At 73.6% G+C, this 16,551-nt stretch carries 15 protein-coding genes; 6 read left to right on the forward strand and 9 right to left on the reverse strand.

The window, feature by feature from the left end; genetic code table 11:
* Window positions 1-43 precede the first annotated feature (43 nt).
* The 5 genes from J3486_RS09505 to J3486_RS09525 all read right to left on the reverse strand — a co-directional run bounded on the left by J3486_RS09505 (window position 44) and on the right by J3486_RS09525 (window position 5,407).
* Window positions 44-913 carry an SGNH/GDSL hydrolase family protein gene (locus tag J3486_RS09505; protein WP_207819764.1) on the reverse strand — a complete coding sequence of 290 codons (870 nt, stop codon included), beginning with the start codon at window positions 911-913 and terminating at the stop codon, window positions 44-46.
* On the reverse strand, window positions 910-2,049 hold the full coding sequence (locus tag J3486_RS09510) for a glycosyltransferase (RefSeq protein WP_207819765.1): 1,140 nt from the start codon (window positions 2,047-2,049) through the stop codon (window positions 910-912). The genes J3486_RS09505 and J3486_RS09510 overlap by 4 nt, the downstream gene beginning before the upstream one ends.
* Window positions 2,046-3,170: a glycosyltransferase family 1 protein gene (locus J3486_RS09515; RefSeq protein ID WP_207819766.1), complete on the reverse strand. Its 1,125-nt coding sequence runs from the start codon at window positions 3,168-3,170 to the stop codon at window positions 2,046-2,048. Before J3486_RS09515 ends, J3486_RS09510 begins: the two co-directional genes overlap by 4 nt.
* A gap of 152 nt (window positions 3,171-3,322) precedes the next feature.
* On the reverse strand, window positions 3,323-4,735 hold the full coding sequence (locus tag J3486_RS09520; RefSeq protein ID WP_207819767.1) for a HEAT repeat domain-containing protein: 1,413 nt from the start codon (window positions 4,733-4,735) through the stop codon (window positions 3,323-3,325).
* Window positions 4,736-5,014: 279 nt separating this feature from the next.
* Window positions 5,015-5,407, reverse strand: a complete 393-nt coding sequence (locus J3486_RS09525; RefSeq protein WP_207819768.1) for an ankyrin repeat domain-containing protein — start codon at window positions 5,405-5,407, stop codon at window positions 5,015-5,017.
* 281 nt (window positions 5,408-5,688) lie between these two features.
* Between J3486_RS09525 and J3486_RS09530 the strand changes: the two genes are divergently transcribed.
* Both J3486_RS09530 and J3486_RS09535 read left to right on the forward strand, forming a co-directional pair.
* Window positions 5,689-5,883 (forward strand): hypothetical protein, encoded by a 195-nt coding sequence (locus J3486_RS09530; protein ID WP_018534760.1) that lies wholly within the window; start codon window positions 5,689-5,691, stop codon window positions 5,881-5,883.
* A gap of 37 nt (window positions 5,884-5,920) precedes the next feature.
* Window positions 5,921-7,501, forward strand: a complete 1,581-nt coding sequence (locus J3486_RS09535; protein ID WP_207819769.1) for a hypothetical protein — start codon at window positions 5,921-5,923, stop codon at window positions 7,499-7,501.
* A gap of 126 nt (window positions 7,502-7,627) precedes the next feature.
* Here J3486_RS09535 and J3486_RS09540 read toward each other — a convergent pair whose 3' ends face one another.
* Window positions 7,628-9,127 carry a PLP-dependent aminotransferase family protein gene (locus tag J3486_RS09540; protein ID WP_207819770.1) on the reverse strand — a complete coding sequence of 500 codons (1,500 nt, stop codon included), beginning with the start codon at window positions 9,125-9,127 and terminating at the stop codon, window positions 7,628-7,630.
* Window positions 9,128-9,227: 100 nt separating this feature from the next.
* Here J3486_RS09540 and J3486_RS09545 point away from each other — a divergent pair, with 100 nt between their 5' ends.
* The 4 genes from J3486_RS09545 (at window position 9,228) to J3486_RS09560 (ending at window position 12,721) form a co-directional block, all read left to right on the forward strand.
* Window positions 9,228-9,908: a YitT family protein gene (locus J3486_RS09545; protein ID WP_207819771.1), complete on the forward strand. Its 681-nt coding sequence runs from the start codon at window positions 9,228-9,230 to the stop codon at window positions 9,906-9,908.
* Window positions 9,905-10,672: a glycerophosphodiester phosphodiesterase gene (locus J3486_RS09550; RefSeq protein WP_207819772.1), complete on the forward strand. Its 768-nt coding sequence runs from the start codon at window positions 9,905-9,907 to the stop codon at window positions 10,670-10,672. The genes J3486_RS09545 and J3486_RS09550 overlap by 4 nt, the downstream gene beginning before the upstream one ends.
* A gap of 45 nt (window positions 10,673-10,717) precedes the next feature.
* A complete protein-coding gene (locus J3486_RS09555) occupies window positions 10,718-12,079 on the forward strand; it encodes an MFS transporter (protein WP_207819773.1) in 1,362 nt (453 codons plus the stop codon).
* A gap of 267 nt (window positions 12,080-12,346) precedes the next feature.
* On the forward strand, window positions 12,347-12,721 hold the full coding sequence (locus J3486_RS09560; RefSeq protein ID WP_003977404.1) for an RNA polymerase-binding protein RbpA: 375 nt from the start codon (window positions 12,347-12,349) through the stop codon (window positions 12,719-12,721).
* A gap of 93 nt (window positions 12,722-12,814) precedes the next feature.
* Here J3486_RS09560 and fxsA read toward each other — a convergent pair whose 3' ends face one another.
* From fxsA to J3486_RS09575, 3 genes are all read right to left on the reverse strand, one after another.
* A complete protein-coding gene (gene fxsA, locus J3486_RS09565; RefSeq protein WP_207819774.1) occupies window positions 12,815-13,393 on the reverse strand; it encodes an FxsA family membrane protein in 579 nt (192 codons plus the stop codon).
* 46 nt (window positions 13,394-13,439) lie between these two features.
* Window positions 13,440-14,222, reverse strand: coding sequence for a polyprenol monophosphomannose synthase (locus J3486_RS09570; RefSeq protein WP_207819775.1), 783 nt, complete (start codon window positions 14,220-14,222; stop codon window positions 13,440-13,442).
* A gap of 499 nt (window positions 14,223-14,721) precedes the next feature.
* A complete protein-coding gene (locus J3486_RS09575) occupies window positions 14,722-16,341 on the reverse strand; it encodes an amidohydrolase (RefSeq protein ID WP_207819776.1) in 1,620 nt (539 codons plus the stop codon).
* Between the last annotated feature and the right edge of the window lie 210 nt (window positions 16,342-16,551).

Below are 16,551 nucleotides of genomic sequence, written 5' to 3' on the forward strand. Positions count from 1 at the left end.
GGCCGCGGCGCCTCGCACCCGCGGTGGTCCGCTCCGCGGTGCCCTACGCCGCTGCGCCGTCGGCGGACACCGGGCACGACACCGCCGACAACGCGGCGGCCGCACCCGCCGAGGCCCGCAGATCCAGCCGCGCGCTCGTCCCGCGCAGCCCGTGCCGCACCTCCTCCGCGGCCAGCGCGAGCAGTTGCGGCAGCAGGTCGGTGCAGCGCCGGGCGACCCAGCCGGTGCCCTCCGTGGCCAGCCACCACAGGCCGGCGGTGCGGGTCGGCGCGGGCCTGTCGGGTTCGGCGCCGGGCGGCGGGCCCAGAGCCGCTCCCCCGGCGGCCAGCAGGGCGTGGAAGCGGGCGGCGAGCAGCCGGTGCCCGCGCTCCCCCGGGTGCAGCCGGTCGGCGCTCCACAGGGCGCGGTCGGCCACCCAGTCGGCGTCGGCGGCGTGCAGATGGACGGCTCCGTGGCGTTCGGAGAGGGCGTGGACCACGGAGTTGACCGCGCGCTGGCGGCGCGCGAGAGGGCGGGCCAGAGCCCCGGGCAGGCCGAGCAGGGCGCCCGGATCGGGCAGGCAGGCCGTGAGCAGCAGCGTGCCCCGCTCGCCGAACGCGCCGTACACGCCGTCCAGCCGCGCCGCGACCCGCTGGATGTCGAAGGTGCGGCGCAGGGTGTCGTTGACGCCGACGACGACGGACGCGACATCGGGCGCGAAGGCCAGCGCGTCCGGGAGCTGGCGCTCCAGCACGTCGAGGGTCTGCGCCCCGCTGACCGCGAAGTTCCGGAACTCCACGGGCACTTCGGCGGGCGCGAGCCCTTCGGCCAGCAGCGCGGCCCAGCCCCGCCGGCGACCGTCCTCCAGGGGATCGCCGATGCCCTCGGTCAGCGAGTCGCCGAGCGCGGCGAACCGCAGCGGGCGCCCCTTCATGCCGCCACCTCCCGCACGGCCGGCGCCTCGTGCGCCGCCAGGAAGGCGTCCACCGCTGCGCCCCACCCGAAACGCTCCGCCCGCGCGCGTGCCGCCTCCCTGCGCTCTTGCGCGGGCCGCGCCAGCACCTCGCGCACGGCCTCCGCAAAGGCCGGCCCGCTGTCGCCGGCCACGGCCCCAGCGGCACCGACCACCTCGGGCAGCGCGGACGACCCGCTCACGACGACGGGCGTCCCGCAGGCCAGCGCCTCCAGCGCGGCGAGCCCGAAGGTCTCGGCGGGTCCGGGCGCCAGGCACACGTCGGCGGCGGCCTGCAGCGCGGCCAGCTCCGCCCGGTCGGCGACGTGTCCCAGAAACGTCACGGGCAGCCGCCGGGCCCGCTGTTCGAGCCGCGCCCGCAGCGGCCCCTCCCCCGCGACGACGAGCCGCACCGGAAGCCCGGCACGGCGCAGCGCCGCCACGGCCGCGATGCCCGTGCCCGGCCGCTTCTCCACCGAGAGGCGCGTACACATGACGAGCAGCACCTCGCCCCCGCGCGCGTGGCGGGCCCGCACCGCCGCGTCCCTCACCTGCGGCCGACAGCACACCAGGTCGACGCCGAGCGGGGCCCGCACCGCGTTCCGCGCGCCGATCCGCACGAACTCCCGCTCGGCCCATTCCGTCGTGCAGACCACGCGCGCGTAGGCGTGCGCCGTACGGGAGTTGAGTGCGTCGGCGGCCCGGCGCGCCGCCCGCTCGGGCACACCCCAGGTGCGCAGCACACCGTGCGCGGTCTCGTGGGACACCATGACGGCGGGGACCCGGGCCCGGCGCGCCCACTCGCCGGTCCAGCGCAGGGTCGTACGGTCCGACACCTCCAGGCGGTCGGGGCGCAGTCGCTCCAACAGCCGCTCCACGCGCCGCCGTTCGGCCAGGACGCGGTATCCGCCGGTGCCCGGCAGCGGCGCCCCCGGCAGGGTGAGGACCCGGCCCTGTGTGCTCTCCTCGTCCGAGAAGCGCTCGCCGGGCACGATCAGCACCGGCTCGTGCCCCGACGCCGCGTATCCGGTTCCCAACTCCCGCAGTGCGGTGCGCAGTCCGCCGGAGGAGGGGGCGACGAAGTTCGCGAGCCGTACGATCCGCAGCGCCCCGCTCATGCCGCCACCGCCGTCCGGGTGTGCAGCACGTCGGCGTAGTGCTCGATCAGCCGGTCCCCCACGGCCTCCCAGGTGCGTCCGGCGACGGCGGCCCGCGCGGCGGCGCCGTAGTCCGCGCGCAGCCCGGGGTCGGCGGCGAGGGACCACACGGCGTCCCGTACGGCGTCGGCGTCACCGGGCGGCACGAGCAGCCCGGTCGTGCCGTGCGCCACCAGGTCGAGGGGCCCGCCGGCCGCGGGCGCGATCACCGGCAGCCCGCTCGCCATGGCCTCCTGCACGGTCTGGCAGAACGTCTCGTAGGGGCCTGTGTGCACGAACACGTCCAACGAGGCGAAGATCCGGGCGAGTTCGTCGCCGGTGCGCCGCCCCAGGAACACGGCGCCGGGCAGCGCGCACCGCAGGGTGCCCGAGCTCGGACCGTCCCCGACGACCACGACGCGTACGCCCGGCAGGCCGCACGTGCGGGCGAGCAGTTCCACCTGTTTCTCGGGGGCGAGCCGGCCCACGTATCCGACGAGGAGTTCGCCGCGCGGCGCGAGCCCGGCCCGCAGCTGTTCGTCGCGGTGTTCGGGCCGGAACCGTACGGCGTCCACGCCCCGCGGCCACAGCCGCACCCGGGGCACCCCGTGCGCCTCCAGGTCCCGCCGGGCGGCGGTGGACGGGGCGAGGGTCCGGTCGGCGGCGGCATGCACCCCGCGGATCCGCCGCCACGCCGCGGCCTCCCCGGCCCCCATGTACGTACGGGCGTATCCGGCGAGGTCGGTCTGGTAGACGGCGACGGCGGGGATCCGCAGCCGGGCCGCGGCCGCCATGCCGCGCACGCCGAGCACGAACGGGCTGGCCAGATGGACCAGTTCGGCGCCGTGCGCGGCGACCGTCTGCGTCACGCGACGGCTCGGCAGCGCGACCCGTACCTGCGGATAGCCGGGCAGGGGCAGGGAAGGCACGCGGACGACGGGGCAGGGCGCCGCGGCGTCGGCCTCGGGCCCGGCCGCCGTGGCCGGGGCGATGACGAGGGGTTCGTGACCGCGGGCGGCGAGGTGCCGTGCGGTCTGCAGGGCGCAGTGCGCCACACCGTTGATGTCGGGCGGGAAGGACTCGGTCACGATGACGACACGCATACGGGAGTTGTCGCCGCGCCCGGCGTGCCCACGTCAACGTGGATCTTTCCCGCCGTGGAACGTCCCATGAGCGTTGCGTCACCCCGCGACACCTGGGGAAACAGCGCGAGGCGGCCTCTCACCCGAGGGGCCGCCTCCCGTCCATCAGCGCGTCACAGGGCGGTCGCGTCCGGCCCGATCCTGCTGCGTACGGCGGTCTGCACCTCGGCCTCCTCGGCCGGATCGGCGGCGAGCCTGCGCAGCTGGTCCACGACCCGGGCGTCACCCGTCTCGGCGTGCCGTGCGGCGACCTCGCGGGTGGACTCCTCGCAGTCCCACAGGCACTCGACGGCGAAGCCGGCGGCGAAGGAGGGGTCGGTGGCGGCGAGGGCGCGGGCGGCGTGCCCGCGCAGATGGGACGAGGCGGTCTCGCGGTAGACGTGCCGCAGGACGGGGGCCGCGCAGGCGATGCCGAGGCGGCCCGCTCCGTCGACGAGCGGCCAGAGGGTGGGGGCGTCGGGTCCGTCGCCGCGGACGGCCTCCCTGAGGGCGTGCAGGACGAGTTCCTGGTCCTGGGCGCCGCCCCTGCAGGCGAGCATGCGTCCGGCGGCGGCGCCGAGCACGTCGGGGCGTGGGGCCCAGCGGCGGGCGCGCTGCACGGCGGCGATCGAGCGCATCCGCTCGAAGCAGTCGACGGCGGCGTCCACGACTACCCGGGAGGGTGACTCCACGGCGGCCTCGACGAGATCGAGGACGTCGGGATCGTGCGTATCGGTGAGGTAGCGCAGGGCGGTGCAGCGCGCGCCGTCCGAGCCGTCGCGGGCGGCCCGCAGGATCTCGGCACGGTCGGCGGGCCCGGCGACGGCGCTCAGGCAGCGCGCGGCCGGCACGTACAGGGCGGCGCCGCGCTCGAAGCCCTCCTGGGCCCAGTCGAAGACGGCCTGCACGCTCCACCCGGGGCGTGGCCCCGACGGTCGCATCTGGCGCTGCCAGCGGTCGAAGGAGCCGGCTTCCTGGGCGGCACGCACGCGTGCTCCCACCTGCGGCCTCGGGTCCTCGGCCCACAGGCGCCAGGGCCTGGGCTCGAAGGCGTCCCGTACGGCGGCGACCAGGTCGGCCTCGGCGTGCGCGGGGAACCTGGCGAGGATCGGCTCGGCCAGGGCGCGCAGCCCGGCGTCGTCGTCGCGCAGCGCCAGCTCGTCCAGCGCCCACGCCCAGTTCCCGCCCAGGGCGGCGTACCTGCGCAGCAGCTCCAGGGCGTCCTGCCTGCCGTAGGAGGCGAGGTGCCCGAGCACGGACAGGGCGAGCCCGGTGCGGCACTCGTCGGTGTCGACGAGGTCGTCGGGGTCGAAGAGGTGCGCCTCGATCTCCCCGAGCTCGCCGTGGAGGTCGAGGTAGAGACGGGCGTAGTAGAGCGAGCGGTTCTCCACCTGCCAGTCGTGGCGGGGGTCGCTCAGCACACAGTGATTGAGAGCCGCGAGCGCCTCGTGGCGCGGGGCCGTCAGCGCGTGCAGGGTGCCGTCGCCGCGGCCCCGCTGCAGCAGGCCGAGCAGCGTACCGCTGGGCGCTATGACCGGTTCGAACATGGGAAACAGCCTCACATCAAGCGTCGACGCAACCGGGAACCTGCAACTACCTGGCCACGCGACAACACGTCGGAGCGCCCGCCGTTTCTTGCTTGCTGTAGACCATCTCTCTGCCTCTCGTCCAAGGCCCGGACCGGGCCGCTTACGGCCCGCGTGACTCGTGGGCAGCACCTGCCCCGCCATCGCGTCCGTAAATCACGCCGTCATCATGACCCAGCGGTTCCGCCCGCCGCGACCACATTTCCTGTACCCCCGTTTTGCCTGGTCAGCGCCGGTCGGTCAGGAGGCGCCGAAGAGCTCCAGAAGGTCTGCCTTGCCGAACATGCGCGCCGTGTCGAGCGCCGACGGCGTCCCCACGGCCGGATCCGCTCCCCCGGCGATGAGCACCTTGATGACGGCCTCCTCGCCCTTGAAGACGGCGCCCGCGAGCGGGGTCTGCCCCTTGTCGTTGGGCCGGTTGGCGTCGGCCCCGCGCTGCAGCAGCTCGGCCACGGTCTGCGCGTGCCCGTGATAGGCGGCGAGCATGACGAGCGTGTCCCCACGGTCGTTGGTCAGGTTCGCGGGCACGCCCGCGTCCACGTACCCCGTGAGGGCCTCCGTCTCGCCACGACGCGCGAGATCGAAGATCTTGGTGGCCAGCTCCACGACCTCCGGGTCGGGGGCTTCGCTCATCGACCGAACCGCCTTTCACATCCGTGCCGGTACGGCCGTGCAGCCGTACGAGTGAATCGACAGAGTACTGCCCGCTCGGGCACATGACCCGACCCCGGCGAGGCAAAGATCACCACCGGTACGGACGACCGTCCGGCGGCACGTCACAGCAGCCCACCAGCCGTCTGCCGACCGGGTGAAAACCGAGAAAAAACACCCATTTGCACCTTTTGTCGTATAGATACATGCTGTGAGCCTGGAAGAACTCATGGTGACTGTCCCCATCAACCAGGAGAACCCTCATGATCCTGTCCATCTCGGGCGTCGTGCTGCTCGGCATCATCGTCTTCCTGTTCTTCCGCAAGGACGGACTCAAGGCCTCGCACGCACTGGTCTGCGCCCTCTTCGGCTTCTACCTGGCGGGCACGGCCATCGCCCCGAGCATCAAGGCAGGCGGCGCGAGCCTCGCCAGCCTGCTCGGCGGGATCAAGTTCTGACGGCCCATCCACCCGCACACACCTTCAGGAGAATGACGTGGCCAGGCGACCGAACTCCCCGTTGCCCCGCATTCTGAGCACCGGCAGCGCCTCCATCGCCCGGAGCCGGGAAATGGCACGGACGGCCGCCGACGGCGCCACCGACGTACTCCATCCGCTCATCACGATCACGCGTGGACTGCGTCGCCTGGCTGCCGCCGGGCGACGCAAGTGGACGGACACCCCCAAGGACCGGCGCGGACCGCTGCTGTTCCTGGTGGCCGCCGTGGTCCTGGTCGTGGTGTTCATTCCCTACGGGCCGCTGCTGGCGATCATCACCGTGATGGCGGCGGCCGCGTGGAAGGGCCGTGACCCCAAGCAACCGCCGGAGCCGACGGGCCCCGACGAGTCGCAGGTCAAGCGGCTCTCCTCGCTCTACGAGGCGCTCGTGCCGTACTTCTCCGTCGCCGAGGACCCCGCCCCGCTCTACACCCACGGCGGCGAGTGGGAGAAGGCGTTCGAGACGTACGACTTCGACGGCGACGGGCGCTTCGACCGGCTCACGATCAGCTACCCCGCCTACTTCACCGACGGCGAGGCCGATGCGCGGGCCCGCATCGAGCAGCTCCTCGGCGCCAAGCTGGGCCGGGGCCGCGAGTACCACTTCGTCTGGGACGAGGAGGGCAACCACCTCACGGTGACCGTCCTCGCCCCGCTCCCCACCGACATCGCCGCCCAGCGATTCGTGACGGGTCCGGCCGAGACGGTGCTCGGCTTCACCGACGAGACCGGGGTGCAGCGCACGCTGCCGGTCTCGGACGGCGAAGAGCAGCGGGACGTGCCGCCGGTCGTCTGGCGCACCGGCGTCCGTTCCACCGAGCCGCATCTGCTGGTCGTCGGCCAGCCGGGCAGCGGCACGACCTCCCTGGTCCGCTCCATCGCGCTGCAGGCCCTCGAACACGGCGACGTGCTGATCATCGAGGGCAGCGGCACCGGCGACTACGCGTGCCTGGTGGGCCGGGACGGTGTGCTCGCCGTCGAGTGCGGCCTCGCGGGCGCGCTCGCCAGCCTCGAATGGGCCGCTCACGAGACCGAGCGGCGCCTCATCGCGGCGAATCGGGCGCGTCAGGCCGGACACCCCACTCCGGACGACATCAAGCGCCCGCTCTGGATCCTGCTCGACCGGCCCGGCGCACTCGGCCACCTCGCCGCGGCGGACGGCCGCAAGGACCCGCAGACGCTGCTGCAGGTGCCGTTGCGGCACGGCCGCGCGGCGGGCGTGACGGTCGTCGTGGCCGAGCAGTTCGACAGCCTCGACGCCCTGATCGAACCGGTGCGCCAGCACACCCGCGCGCGCGTGGTGCTCGGGCCGGCCGCTCCGGAGGAACTGGAGGACGTTCTCGGCACCCAGCCGCCGACGACTCCGACCACGGACGTCCCGCCCGGCCGCGGCTACGCACGCCTGGGCACGGGCCCGGTCCTGAGGCTCCAGGTGCCGGCCACCCCCGACCCGTACGACGACGCGACCAGCGAGGCGCACCGGCAGGCCGTGATGGCGCTGCTGCCGGAGCGGCTCACCCCCGCGGACAGCACGGTGGAATCGGTGCCCGACGAGGCCGAGGCCCTCGCCGACCGCTGACTCCTGTCCCTTCTCCGTCACGGCCGGGCGTCATACGGATGACGCCCGGCCGTGGCGCGTGCGGCGTGAGCGGCGCCGCACGCACCACGTCTCATGTCTCACGCCTCACGCCTCACGCCTCACGCCTCACGCGATCAGGGTGCGCGGCACGTCCCCGCCCGATTCCTGGCCCTCGGTGACGAGCCGGGCCGCCGCGGCGAGCCGCACCGCCGCCTCGTCGGCCACGGCCCCGCTGACGGTGAACGGCAGCCGGACGTAGCCCTCGAAGGCGCCGTCGACGCCGAACCGCGGCCCGGACGGCACCCGCACCCCGACCCGCTCCCCCACCGCGGCGAGCCGGGAACCGGAGAGGCCGCCCGCCTTCACCCACAGCGTCAGGCCGCCTTCGGGCACGTCGAACTCCCAGCCGGGCAGCTCCCGGCGCAGGGCGGTCACGAGGGCGTCCCGGTTCTCGCGTGCCTGGCCGCGGCGCAGATCCACGGCCTCCTCCCAGCCCCCGGTGTTCAACAGCCAGTTCACGGCGAGCTGTTCGAGGACCGGGGTGCCCAGGTCCGCGTACGCGCGCGCGGCGACCAGGCTGCGGATGACGTCCGGGGCCGCGCGCACCCAGCCGATCCGCATACCGGCCCAGAACGCCTTGCTGGCCGAGCCGACGGTGACGACCGTGGACCCGCCGGGGTCGAACGCGCAGACGCGGCGCGGCATCGCGCGGTCGGCGTCGAAGTGGAGCTCGGTCATCGTCTCGTCGACCACGAGGACCGTGCCCGCCGAGCGCGCGGCGTCCACCAGACAGCGGCGCTGCTCCTCGTCGGCGAGCGCGCCGGTCGGGTTGTGGAAGTCCGCGACGACGTAGGCGAGCCGGGGCGCCGCGTCCCGCAGGACCTGCCGCCAGCGGTCGAGGTCCCAGCCCGCGAGGCCGTCCGCCATGGCCACGGGCACCAGGCGCAGCCCGGCCTCCTTCATGAGCTGGAGGATGTTGGCGTAACTGGGCGACTCGACGGCCACCCGCTCGCCGTGGCCCGCGAAGAGGTGGCAGATGGCGTCGATGGCGCCCATGGCCCCGGTCGTCACCATGATCTGCTCGGGCATGGTCGGGATGCCGTGCGCGGTGTACCGCTCGGCGATCATCGTGCGCAGCGCGGGCAGCCCCGCGGGGTAGTCGCCGTGCGTGTGGGCGTACGGCGGCAGCTCTTCGAGGGCGCCCTGGACGGCGCGGGTCAGCCACGGTTCCGGGGCGGGCAGCGCGGCCGTGCCGAGGTCGATCATCGAGCCGAGGGCCTCGGGCGGCAGCGGCTCCAGGCCGCGGGCCGGAAGCGGGTTCCCGGCCGGTACGGCGGTCCAACTGCCCGCTCCCCTGCGGGACTCCAGGAACCCCTCGCCGCGCAGCGCCTCGTAGGCGGCCGCGACGGTGGTGCGGCTCACCGAGAGCGCCTGGGCCAGTTCCCGCTCGGCAGGCAGTCGTGTGGCCACCGGGACGCGGCCCTCCAGGACGAGCAGGCGGATGCCGTCGGCGAGCGCGCGATAGGCGGGCGGGCGGCGGGTGCCGGGGCCCGCCGGGCGCGGCTGCTGCGAGGTGAGCAGCCGGGCGAGCTGCACCGAGCCGATCGCCGAAGTCCACTGGGCCATACGATCCAGTCCACCTTCCCGGAATTGGCCGTGTTTGGCTTCTGTTGACAGGCCACAGAGTGTCACGGGTCAGGCCACTATCTCCACAGGGGGCACTTTCATGACCGCGACCGCCGATCCCTCTCCGGCCCGGGCCGCCGGCCCGCTCGTCCGCCGGCTCGTCCAGCTCTACGTGGGTCTCGCCCTGTACGGCGCCAGCTCGGCGCTCCTGGTGGAGGCGGATCTGGGCCTGGAGCCGTGGAACGTGCTGCACCAGGGCCTCTCCGAACTGACCGGGATCTCCATCGGCGTGATGTCGATCATCGTGGGCGCGCTCGTGCTGCTCCTGTGGATCCCGCTGCGCCAGCGGCCGGGGCTCGGCACGGTCTCGAACGTCTTCGTGGTCGGCCTCGCCATGGACGCCACCTTGTCCCTCGTCCCCGACGTGCACTCCTACGGAGTGCGGATTCCGCTGATGGTCGTCGCCATCGTGCTCAACGGCGCGGCGACCGGCCTCTACATCGCGGCCCGGTTCGGCCCCGGACCGCGCGACGGCCTGATGACGGGGCTGCACCGGCGCACCGGCCGGTCGATCCGCCTGATGCGCACGACGGTCGAGGTCGTCGTCGTGGTGACCGGCTTCCTGCTCGGCGGCACGATCGGCGTCGGCACGGTCCTCTACGCCGTGACGATCGGCCCGCTGGCCCAGTTCTTCCTGCGCTTCTTCGCCGCTCCCGCGCCGTCGGCCGGATCCACCACGGTCGCCGGGGCGTCACCGCGGCAGGCCATACTGCGACGGTGAACGCGCGCGTACGCCACCCCTATCTCGACCACCCCGGGCCGCTCGCCCTCGCCCACCGCGGCGGGGCGGCGGACGGCCTGGAGAACACGTCGGCCGCGTTCCGGCGGGCCGTGGACCTCGGCTACCGCTACATCGAGACCGATGTGCACGCGACCCGCGACGGCCGGCTCGTCGCCTTTCACGACGCCACCCTGGACCGGGTCACGGACGCGCACGGCCGCATCGCCGACCTCCCGTGGAGCGAGGTGCGGCACGCGCGCGTGGCGGGCAGCGAACCCGTCCCGCTCTTCGAGGAGCTCCTGGAGACCTTCCCCGACATCCGCTGGAACGTGGACGTGAAGGACGAGCCGGCCCTCGTCCCGCTGCTCGACCTGCTCCGCCGCACGCGCGCGTGGGACCGCGTCTGCGTCGGCTCGTTCTCGGAGGGCCGCGTCGCCCGCGCCCAGGCGCTCGCGGGACCGCGCCTCGCGACGTCGTACGGCACCAAGGGTGTGCTCGGGCTGCGCCTGCGCTCCTACGGGATACCGGCCGCCCTGCGGCGCTCGGCGGTCTGCGCCCAGGTGCCGGTGGCGCACGGCCGGGTCCGGGTCGTCGACCACCGCTTCGTCCGGGCCGCCCACGCGCGCGGGCTCCAGGTCCACGTCTGGACCGTCAACGACGAAGCGGAGATGAGACGTCTTCTCGACCTGGGGGTCGATGGCATAGTTTCCGATCACATCGAGACGCTGCGGGACGTCCTGAAGGACCGGGGAAGCTGGGTCTGACGGGCGCCGGGCGCGACCGACCACGGGGACTACAAGGGGACACGGGTGGGCACCGACACCGTGCACGAGACGGCGACGGGCGCCACCGCCCTCGCCGACCGCAGGCGGGAACAACGCGGCTGGTACTTCTACGACTGGGCGTGCTCGGTCTACTCGACGAGCGTCCTCACGGTGTTCCTGGGGCCGTATCTCACCTCGGTCGCCAAGGCCGCGGCGGACGCGGACGGCTATGTGCACCCGCTGGGCGTCCCGGTCCGCGCGGGGTCGTTCTTCGCGTACACGGTCTCCTTGTCCGTGATCGTCGCGATCTTCGTGATGCCGCTCGCGGGCGCGGCCGCCGACCGCTCGGGCCGCAAGAAGCCGCTCCTCGCGCTCGCCGCGTACATCGGCGCGGCGGCCACGACCTGCATGTTCTTCCTGGACGGCGACCGCTATCTGCTCGGCGGGCTGCTGCTGGTGGTCGCGAACGCCTCGCTGGCCGTCTCGATGGTGCTGTACAACTCCTACCTGCCGCAGATCGCGCCACCCGAGGAGCGGGACGCGGTCTCGTCGCGCGGCTGGGCCTTCGGTTACGCGTCGGGCTCGCTCGTACTCGTGGCGAACCTCGTGCTGTACATGGCGCACGACTCCTTCGGTCTCACCGAGTCGACGGCCGTACGCATCTGTCTGGCCTCCGCGGGGGTCTGGTGGGGCGCGTTCACGCTGGTGCCGCTACGCCGCCTGCGCGACCGGCGCTCGGCGCCGGCGCCGGGCGGTACCCGCACGGGGACGGGCCTGCGCCAGCTCCGCGCGACCTTCAAGGACATGCGCCGCCACCCGCTGACGCTCTCGTTCCTCCTCGCCTACCTCATCTACAACGACGGCGTGCAGACGGTCATCTCGCAGGCCTCCGTGTACGGCTCCGAGGAGCTGGGCCTCGACCAGTCGTCGCTGATCACGGCCGTGCTGCTGGTCCAGGTCCTGGCGGTGGCGGGTGCGCTCGCGATGGGCCGGCTCGCCCGCGCGTACGGCGCCAAGCGGACGATCCTCGGCTCGCTCGTGGCGTGGACCGTGACGATCGGGGCGGGCTACTTCCTCCCGAAGGGGGCCCCGGTCTGGTTCTACGCCCTGGCCGTCGGCATCGGGCTCGTCCTCGGCGGCACCCAGGCCCTGTCGCGCTCGCTGTTCTCGCACCTCGTACCGGCGGGTAAAGAAGCCGAGTACTTCTCCGCGTACGAGATGAGCGACCGGGGCATGAGCTGGGTGGGGCCCCTGGTGTTCGGGCTCGCGTACCAAATGACGGGGAGTTACCGGGACGCGATCGTGTCTTTGGTGGCATTCTTTGTGATCGGTTTTGTCCTGCTCGCGCGGGTACCTGTCCGTCAGGCGGTACGCGACGCGGGGAATCCTGTACCGACCCGGATTTAGCACCTGAAGGCAAAGGCCGGTAGTGTACGCGGTTGGCCTGCCAGGCGTACCGTTACTGCACGTCAAGAATCTGAAACGCTAGGTGACATCTGGTGTCAGATGTGACAAACCGGGCGTCGGTGGGTACAGCATGTACTGATCAGGCTGCGGCTACGACGGCGACGCATGACCCGGGGACCGGGAATCTTTACCGCCGACCGGACGTTGACCGGATGACGACGACAGCGACACCTGTCCTGTGGGCGACAAGCCCGGGAGGCACGATTCATGAGTGAGCGAGCTCTTCGCGGCACGCGCCTCGTAGTGACCAGCTACGAGACGGACCGCGGCATCGACCTGGCTCCGCGCCAGGCCGTGGAGTACGCATGCGAGAAGGGGCACCGCTTTGAGATGCCCTTCTCGGTGGAGGCCGAAATTCCGCCGGAGTGGGAGTGCAAGGTCTGCGGGGCCCAGGCACTTCTCGTCGACGGCGACGGCCCTGAGGAGAAGAAGGCCAAGCCCGCCCGTACGCATTGGGACATGCTGATGGAGCGGCGCACCCGCGAGGAGCTCGAAGAGGTCCTCGAGGAGCGTCTGGCGGTGCTGCGCTCGGGCGCGATGAACATCGCGGTGCACCCGAGGGACAGCCGCAAGTCCGCATAACCCTGCGGGGCATCGGCAAACAGCGCACAACGGCCGGGGGCCGGACCCATCCACTGGGTCCGGCCCCCGGCCGTTCGTGTGCGCGTACGCCGCTCAGGGCATGATCGGCGGGCGCGGGTCCCCGTCGTCGCGGCGCGGGCCCGGGTACTCGTCCTCCCGGACGACCTCGCCCTGGATGACGGTGCCGCCGGGCTGGTGCATGCGCGCCTGCTGGAAAGCGTCACCCAGCGAGCCCGGGGTCGCCGCGCTCATCTTCTTCTCCAGCGTCCGCTCCGTGTAGCGGCTCAGGGCCACCCGGACCGGCGGGATGAGCAGCAGGAGGCCGAAGGCGTCCGAGATCAGGCCAGGGACGATCAGGAAGAGTCCGGCGAGCAGCAGCAGCCCGTTGCCCCGCCGCTGCTCGCCCGCCTCCACGACGCCCTGCTGCCGGCGCCGGAGCGTCTCGTTCAGGTTCTGGAAGGCGCGGCGCCCGGCCGCCTTGATCACGACGGCACCGAGCACGACGCTCGCCACCATGATCAGGAACAGCGTGAACCCGCCGATCGCCTGCGCCACCACCGTCGCCAGCCAGATCTCCAGGACCACCCACGCGGCGATGCCGAGCGGGAGGAACGTACGGACCCGGGAGCGCCGGGCCGTGGCGGGCTTGCGAGGCGGAGTACCTGTGGTCATGCCTCAAGTGTGCCTGGCGGCCCGTCCAAGTGGCGTAAGGGCGGGATCAGGACCGCCGGAGGCCCGACGGGCCGCGGCCGACCATCTTGCCGACCCGCTCCCCCACGCCCCACGTGGTGACCCGCCACAGGGCCTCCACGACGATGTCCTTGCTCATCTTGGAGTCGCCCAGCTCGCGCTCGACGAAGGTGATCGGGACCTCGACCACGTGATAGCCGGTCTTCACCGCGCGACGGGCCAGGTCGACCTGGAAGCAGTAGCCCTGCGAGGCCACCTCGCCGAGGCCGAGTCCTTCGAGGGTCTCGCGGCGGAAGGCGCGGAAGCCGCCGGTGACGTCGCGGATCGGGACGTCCAGGAGGAGGCGCGAGTAGGTGGAGCCGCCGCGGGAGAGGAACTCGCGGGACTTCGGCCAGTTCACGACCCGGCCGCCCGGCACCCAGCGCGAGCCGAGCACGAGGTCGGCGCCCTTGAGCGCGGTGAGCAGCCGGGGCAGCTCCTCCGGCTGGTGCGAGCCGTCGGCGTCCATCTCGATCAGGACGCCGTAGTCGTGCTCCATGCCCCAGGCGAAGCCCGCCAGATAGGCGGCGCCCAGGCCTTCCTTGCCGGTGCGGTGCAGGACGTGGACCTGGTCGTCCGCGGCGGCCAGTTCATCGGCGAGCTTGCCGGTGCCGTCCGGGCTGTTGTCGTCGGCGACCAGGACGTGCGCCGCGGGCACGGCGGCCCGGACACGACCCACGATGGACTTGATGTTCTCCGCCTCGTTGAAGGTCGGGATGATCACCAAGGCCGTACCCAGAGGGCCGAACCTGCGCCCACCGCCGTCGTTCACAGCTTCCCCTTAAGACTTCCGTGCACAAGGGGACCACCATAGCGAGAACAGCTGATCACACCGACAAGGCTCCCTGCACAGGCGGCACGGAACTGCGGATCGGGGCCGGGCGTCCTTCGGGCCGACCAGGGGCCCGCTGGCTGCGGGTCGACCGAAAGCCGTTGTCTACTGAACACCCGGGCCCCACCCGGGTCGCACCTGGCCCGACCGGCCGGAACGTTCCAGCGCCCCGTGGCGCGGGCGCTGAGCCTGGCTCCCAGTGGCGGTGCGCCGGTGCGGCGCACCACCCCCTGACCCAGCTGCGCTCGACGACGGCGTGGACTTCCCCGGTCGTGCCTGGAAGGTGGTGGACCCGGCCGAACCTACCCGCCCCACGCCGCGTCCTGTCAACAGCCGTTTGACCTGGGCCTCTTCCTCAACTCGCCTGGTCAGCGCGGAGGATCCGCAGGTCGTGCGGGACGGCACGGGCACGGAATCCGCCCGCCGCCGCCCCGGTACATCACTCGTCCGGCCGTACGAAGACCGTCTGTCCGAACACCACGGTCCGCAGGCAGACCGGGAGCGCGGCGCCGGGCGTCAGGTCCGGCAGGCCCGGGGTGCCGGAGCGCGGGTCGGTGGACCAGCGCGCCACGCGGTCGTCGGGGGCCTGCACGATCAGTTCGTCGGTGCGCCAGACCGCGTAGTCGGCGGGGGCGCCGGGGACGAGGACGCCGGCGTCGTCGCGGCCGACCGCGCGCCAGCCGCCGCGCGTGTGGGCGGTGAAGGCGGCGCGGACGGAGACGCGGTGCTCCGGGGTCCGGTGGAACGCGGCGGCGCGGATGGTGCCCCACGGGTCGAGCGGGGTGACCGGGCTGTCCGAGCCGAAGGCGAGCGGGACGCCGGCACGCAGCAGGGCCGCGTACGGGTTGAGGGTGCGGGCCCGCTCGACGCCGAGACGGTCGGCGTACATGCCGTCCTCGCCGCCCCACAGGGCGTCGAAGGCGGGCTGCACGGACGCGGTGAGCCCGAGCTCGGCGAAGGCGGCGACGGTTTCGGGGGTGAGCATCTCGGCGTGCTCGACGCGGTGCCGGGCGGCGCGCACGCGCGCGAGGCCGACCTTCTCGGCCGCGGCGCGCATTCCGTCGACCACGGCGGTGACGGCGGCGTCGCCGATGGCGTGGAAGCCGGCCTGGAGGCCCGCCTCTGTGCAGGCGACCACGTGCGCGGCGACGTCGTCGGCCGTCAGGTACGCGGTGCCGGAGTGGGGCTCGACGGCGTCGACGTACGGCTCGTGCAGGCAGGCGGTGTGCGAGCCGAGGGCGCCGTCCACGAAGAGGTCGCCGGCCGCGCCCAGGGCGCCGAGGGCGCGGGCGCGCTCGATGTCGCGCTCCGCCCAGTAGCCGACGACGCGTGGACCCGGCTCGGAGCGGGCGAGGTCCAGCAGGCCGGTGAAGTCGTCCTCGGAGGAGATGTCGGGGCCGCCGCACTCGTGGACCGAGCCGATGCCGAGGGAGGCCGCGTGGCGCAGGGCGGCGCGCTGGGCCTCGGTGCGCTGCTGCGGGCCGATCGCGGCGAGGGCGGCGGCGCGTACGGCGTGGTGGGCGTCGCGGGTCAGGGGGCCCTCGGAGTCGTACCCGGGGCGGTCGGTGACGCCGGGGACGAGGTCGAGCAGGGCCGTGCTGACGACGGCCGAGTGCACGTCGATCCGGGACAGGTAGAGGGGGCGGCCGCCGGTGGCCGCGTCGAGTTCGGCGCGGGTGGGCGGTGTGCGGTCGGGCCAGCGCGCGGCGTCCCAGCCGTGGCCGAGCAGGACCCGGTCGGTGGGGTGTGCGGTGGCGTGGTCCCGTACGAGGGTGAGGGCTTCGGCGCGGGAGCGTGCGGCGGTGAGGTCGAGCCCGGTGAGGGCCAGGCCGGTCGACGTGGTGTGCACGTGGGCGTCGGTGAACGCCGGGGTGACCAGGGCGCCGTCGAGGTCGACGACCTCGTCGACACCGTCCGCGAACGCGTCCGCCGCGCCTTCCGAACCGACCCAGGCGACGTGGCCCGCCTCGACGACCATGGCGGTGGCGAAGGGGTCGGCGGGGCTGTGGACCTCGCCGCGGCGCAGGAGGACGGTGCGGGGGCTGGGGGGCGTGCTCATGCGTACCAGTTTCCCGTGTCGTGCGGGGTGCTCCGGTCCCGGGGGTGTTCAAGGGTGCCGCGCGCCGGGGTGCGGGGGCCCGCGCCGGGGCTCGGGCCGGGATGTGCGCTCGCCCCGCGCCGGGGTGCCGCCTTGCCCACCCTGCCGCCCATGGGCGGCAGTCTGCCCAAGGCGGGCGGGGCGGGTAGCGGCAGACCGCCCACGGCGGCG

Origin of the sequence: Streptomyces sp. VRA16 Mangrove soil (genome assembly GCF_017377775.1) — a bacterium.
Lineage (GTDB): Bacteria > Actinomycetota > Actinomycetes > Streptomycetales > Streptomycetaceae > Streptomyces.

What these genes read in the sequence shown, in the direction of transcription:
- J3486_RS09505 (WP_207819764.1), bottom strand. Translation starts at nt 913, where the DNA reads ATGAAGGGGCGCCCGCTGCGGTTCGCCGCGCTCGGCGACTCGCTGACC.
- J3486_RS09510 (WP_207819765.1), bottom strand. Translation starts at nt 2,049, where the DNA reads ATGAGCGGGGCGCTGCGGATCGTACGGCTCGCGAACTTCGTCGCCCCC.
- J3486_RS09515 (WP_207819766.1), bottom strand. Translation starts at nt 3,170, where the DNA reads ATGCGTGTCGTCATCGTGACCGAGTCCTTCCCGCCCGACATCAACGGT.
- J3486_RS09520 (WP_207819767.1), bottom strand. Translation starts at nt 4,735, where the DNA reads ATGTTCGAACCGGTCATAGCGCCCAGCGGTACGCTGCTCGGCCTGCTG.
- J3486_RS09525 (WP_207819768.1), bottom strand. Translation starts at nt 5,407, where the DNA reads ATGAGCGAAGCCCCCGACCCGGAGGTCGTGGAGCTGGCCACCAAGATC.
- J3486_RS09530 (WP_018534760.1), top strand. Translation starts at nt 5,689, where the DNA reads ATGATCCTGTCCATCTCGGGCGTCGTGCTGCTCGGCATCATCGTCTTC.
- J3486_RS09540 (WP_207819770.1), bottom strand. Translation starts at nt 9,127, where the DNA reads ATGGCCCAGTGGACTTCGGCGATCGGCTCGGTGCAGCTCGCCCGGCTG.
- J3486_RS09545 (WP_207819771.1), top strand. Translation starts at nt 9,228, where the DNA reads ATGACCGCGACCGCCGATCCCTCTCCGGCCCGGGCCGCCGGCCCGCTC.
- J3486_RS09560 (WP_003977404.1), top strand. Translation starts at nt 12,347, where the DNA reads ATGAGTGAGCGAGCTCTTCGCGGCACGCGCCTCGTAGTGACCAGCTAC.
- fxsA (WP_207819774.1), bottom strand. Translation starts at nt 13,393, where the DNA reads ATGACCACAGGTACTCCGCCTCGCAAGCCCGCCACGGCCCGGCGCTCC.
- J3486_RS09575 (WP_207819776.1), bottom strand. Translation starts at nt 16,341, where the DNA reads ATGAGCACGCCCCCCAGCCCCCGCACCGTCCTCCTGCGCCGCGGCGAG.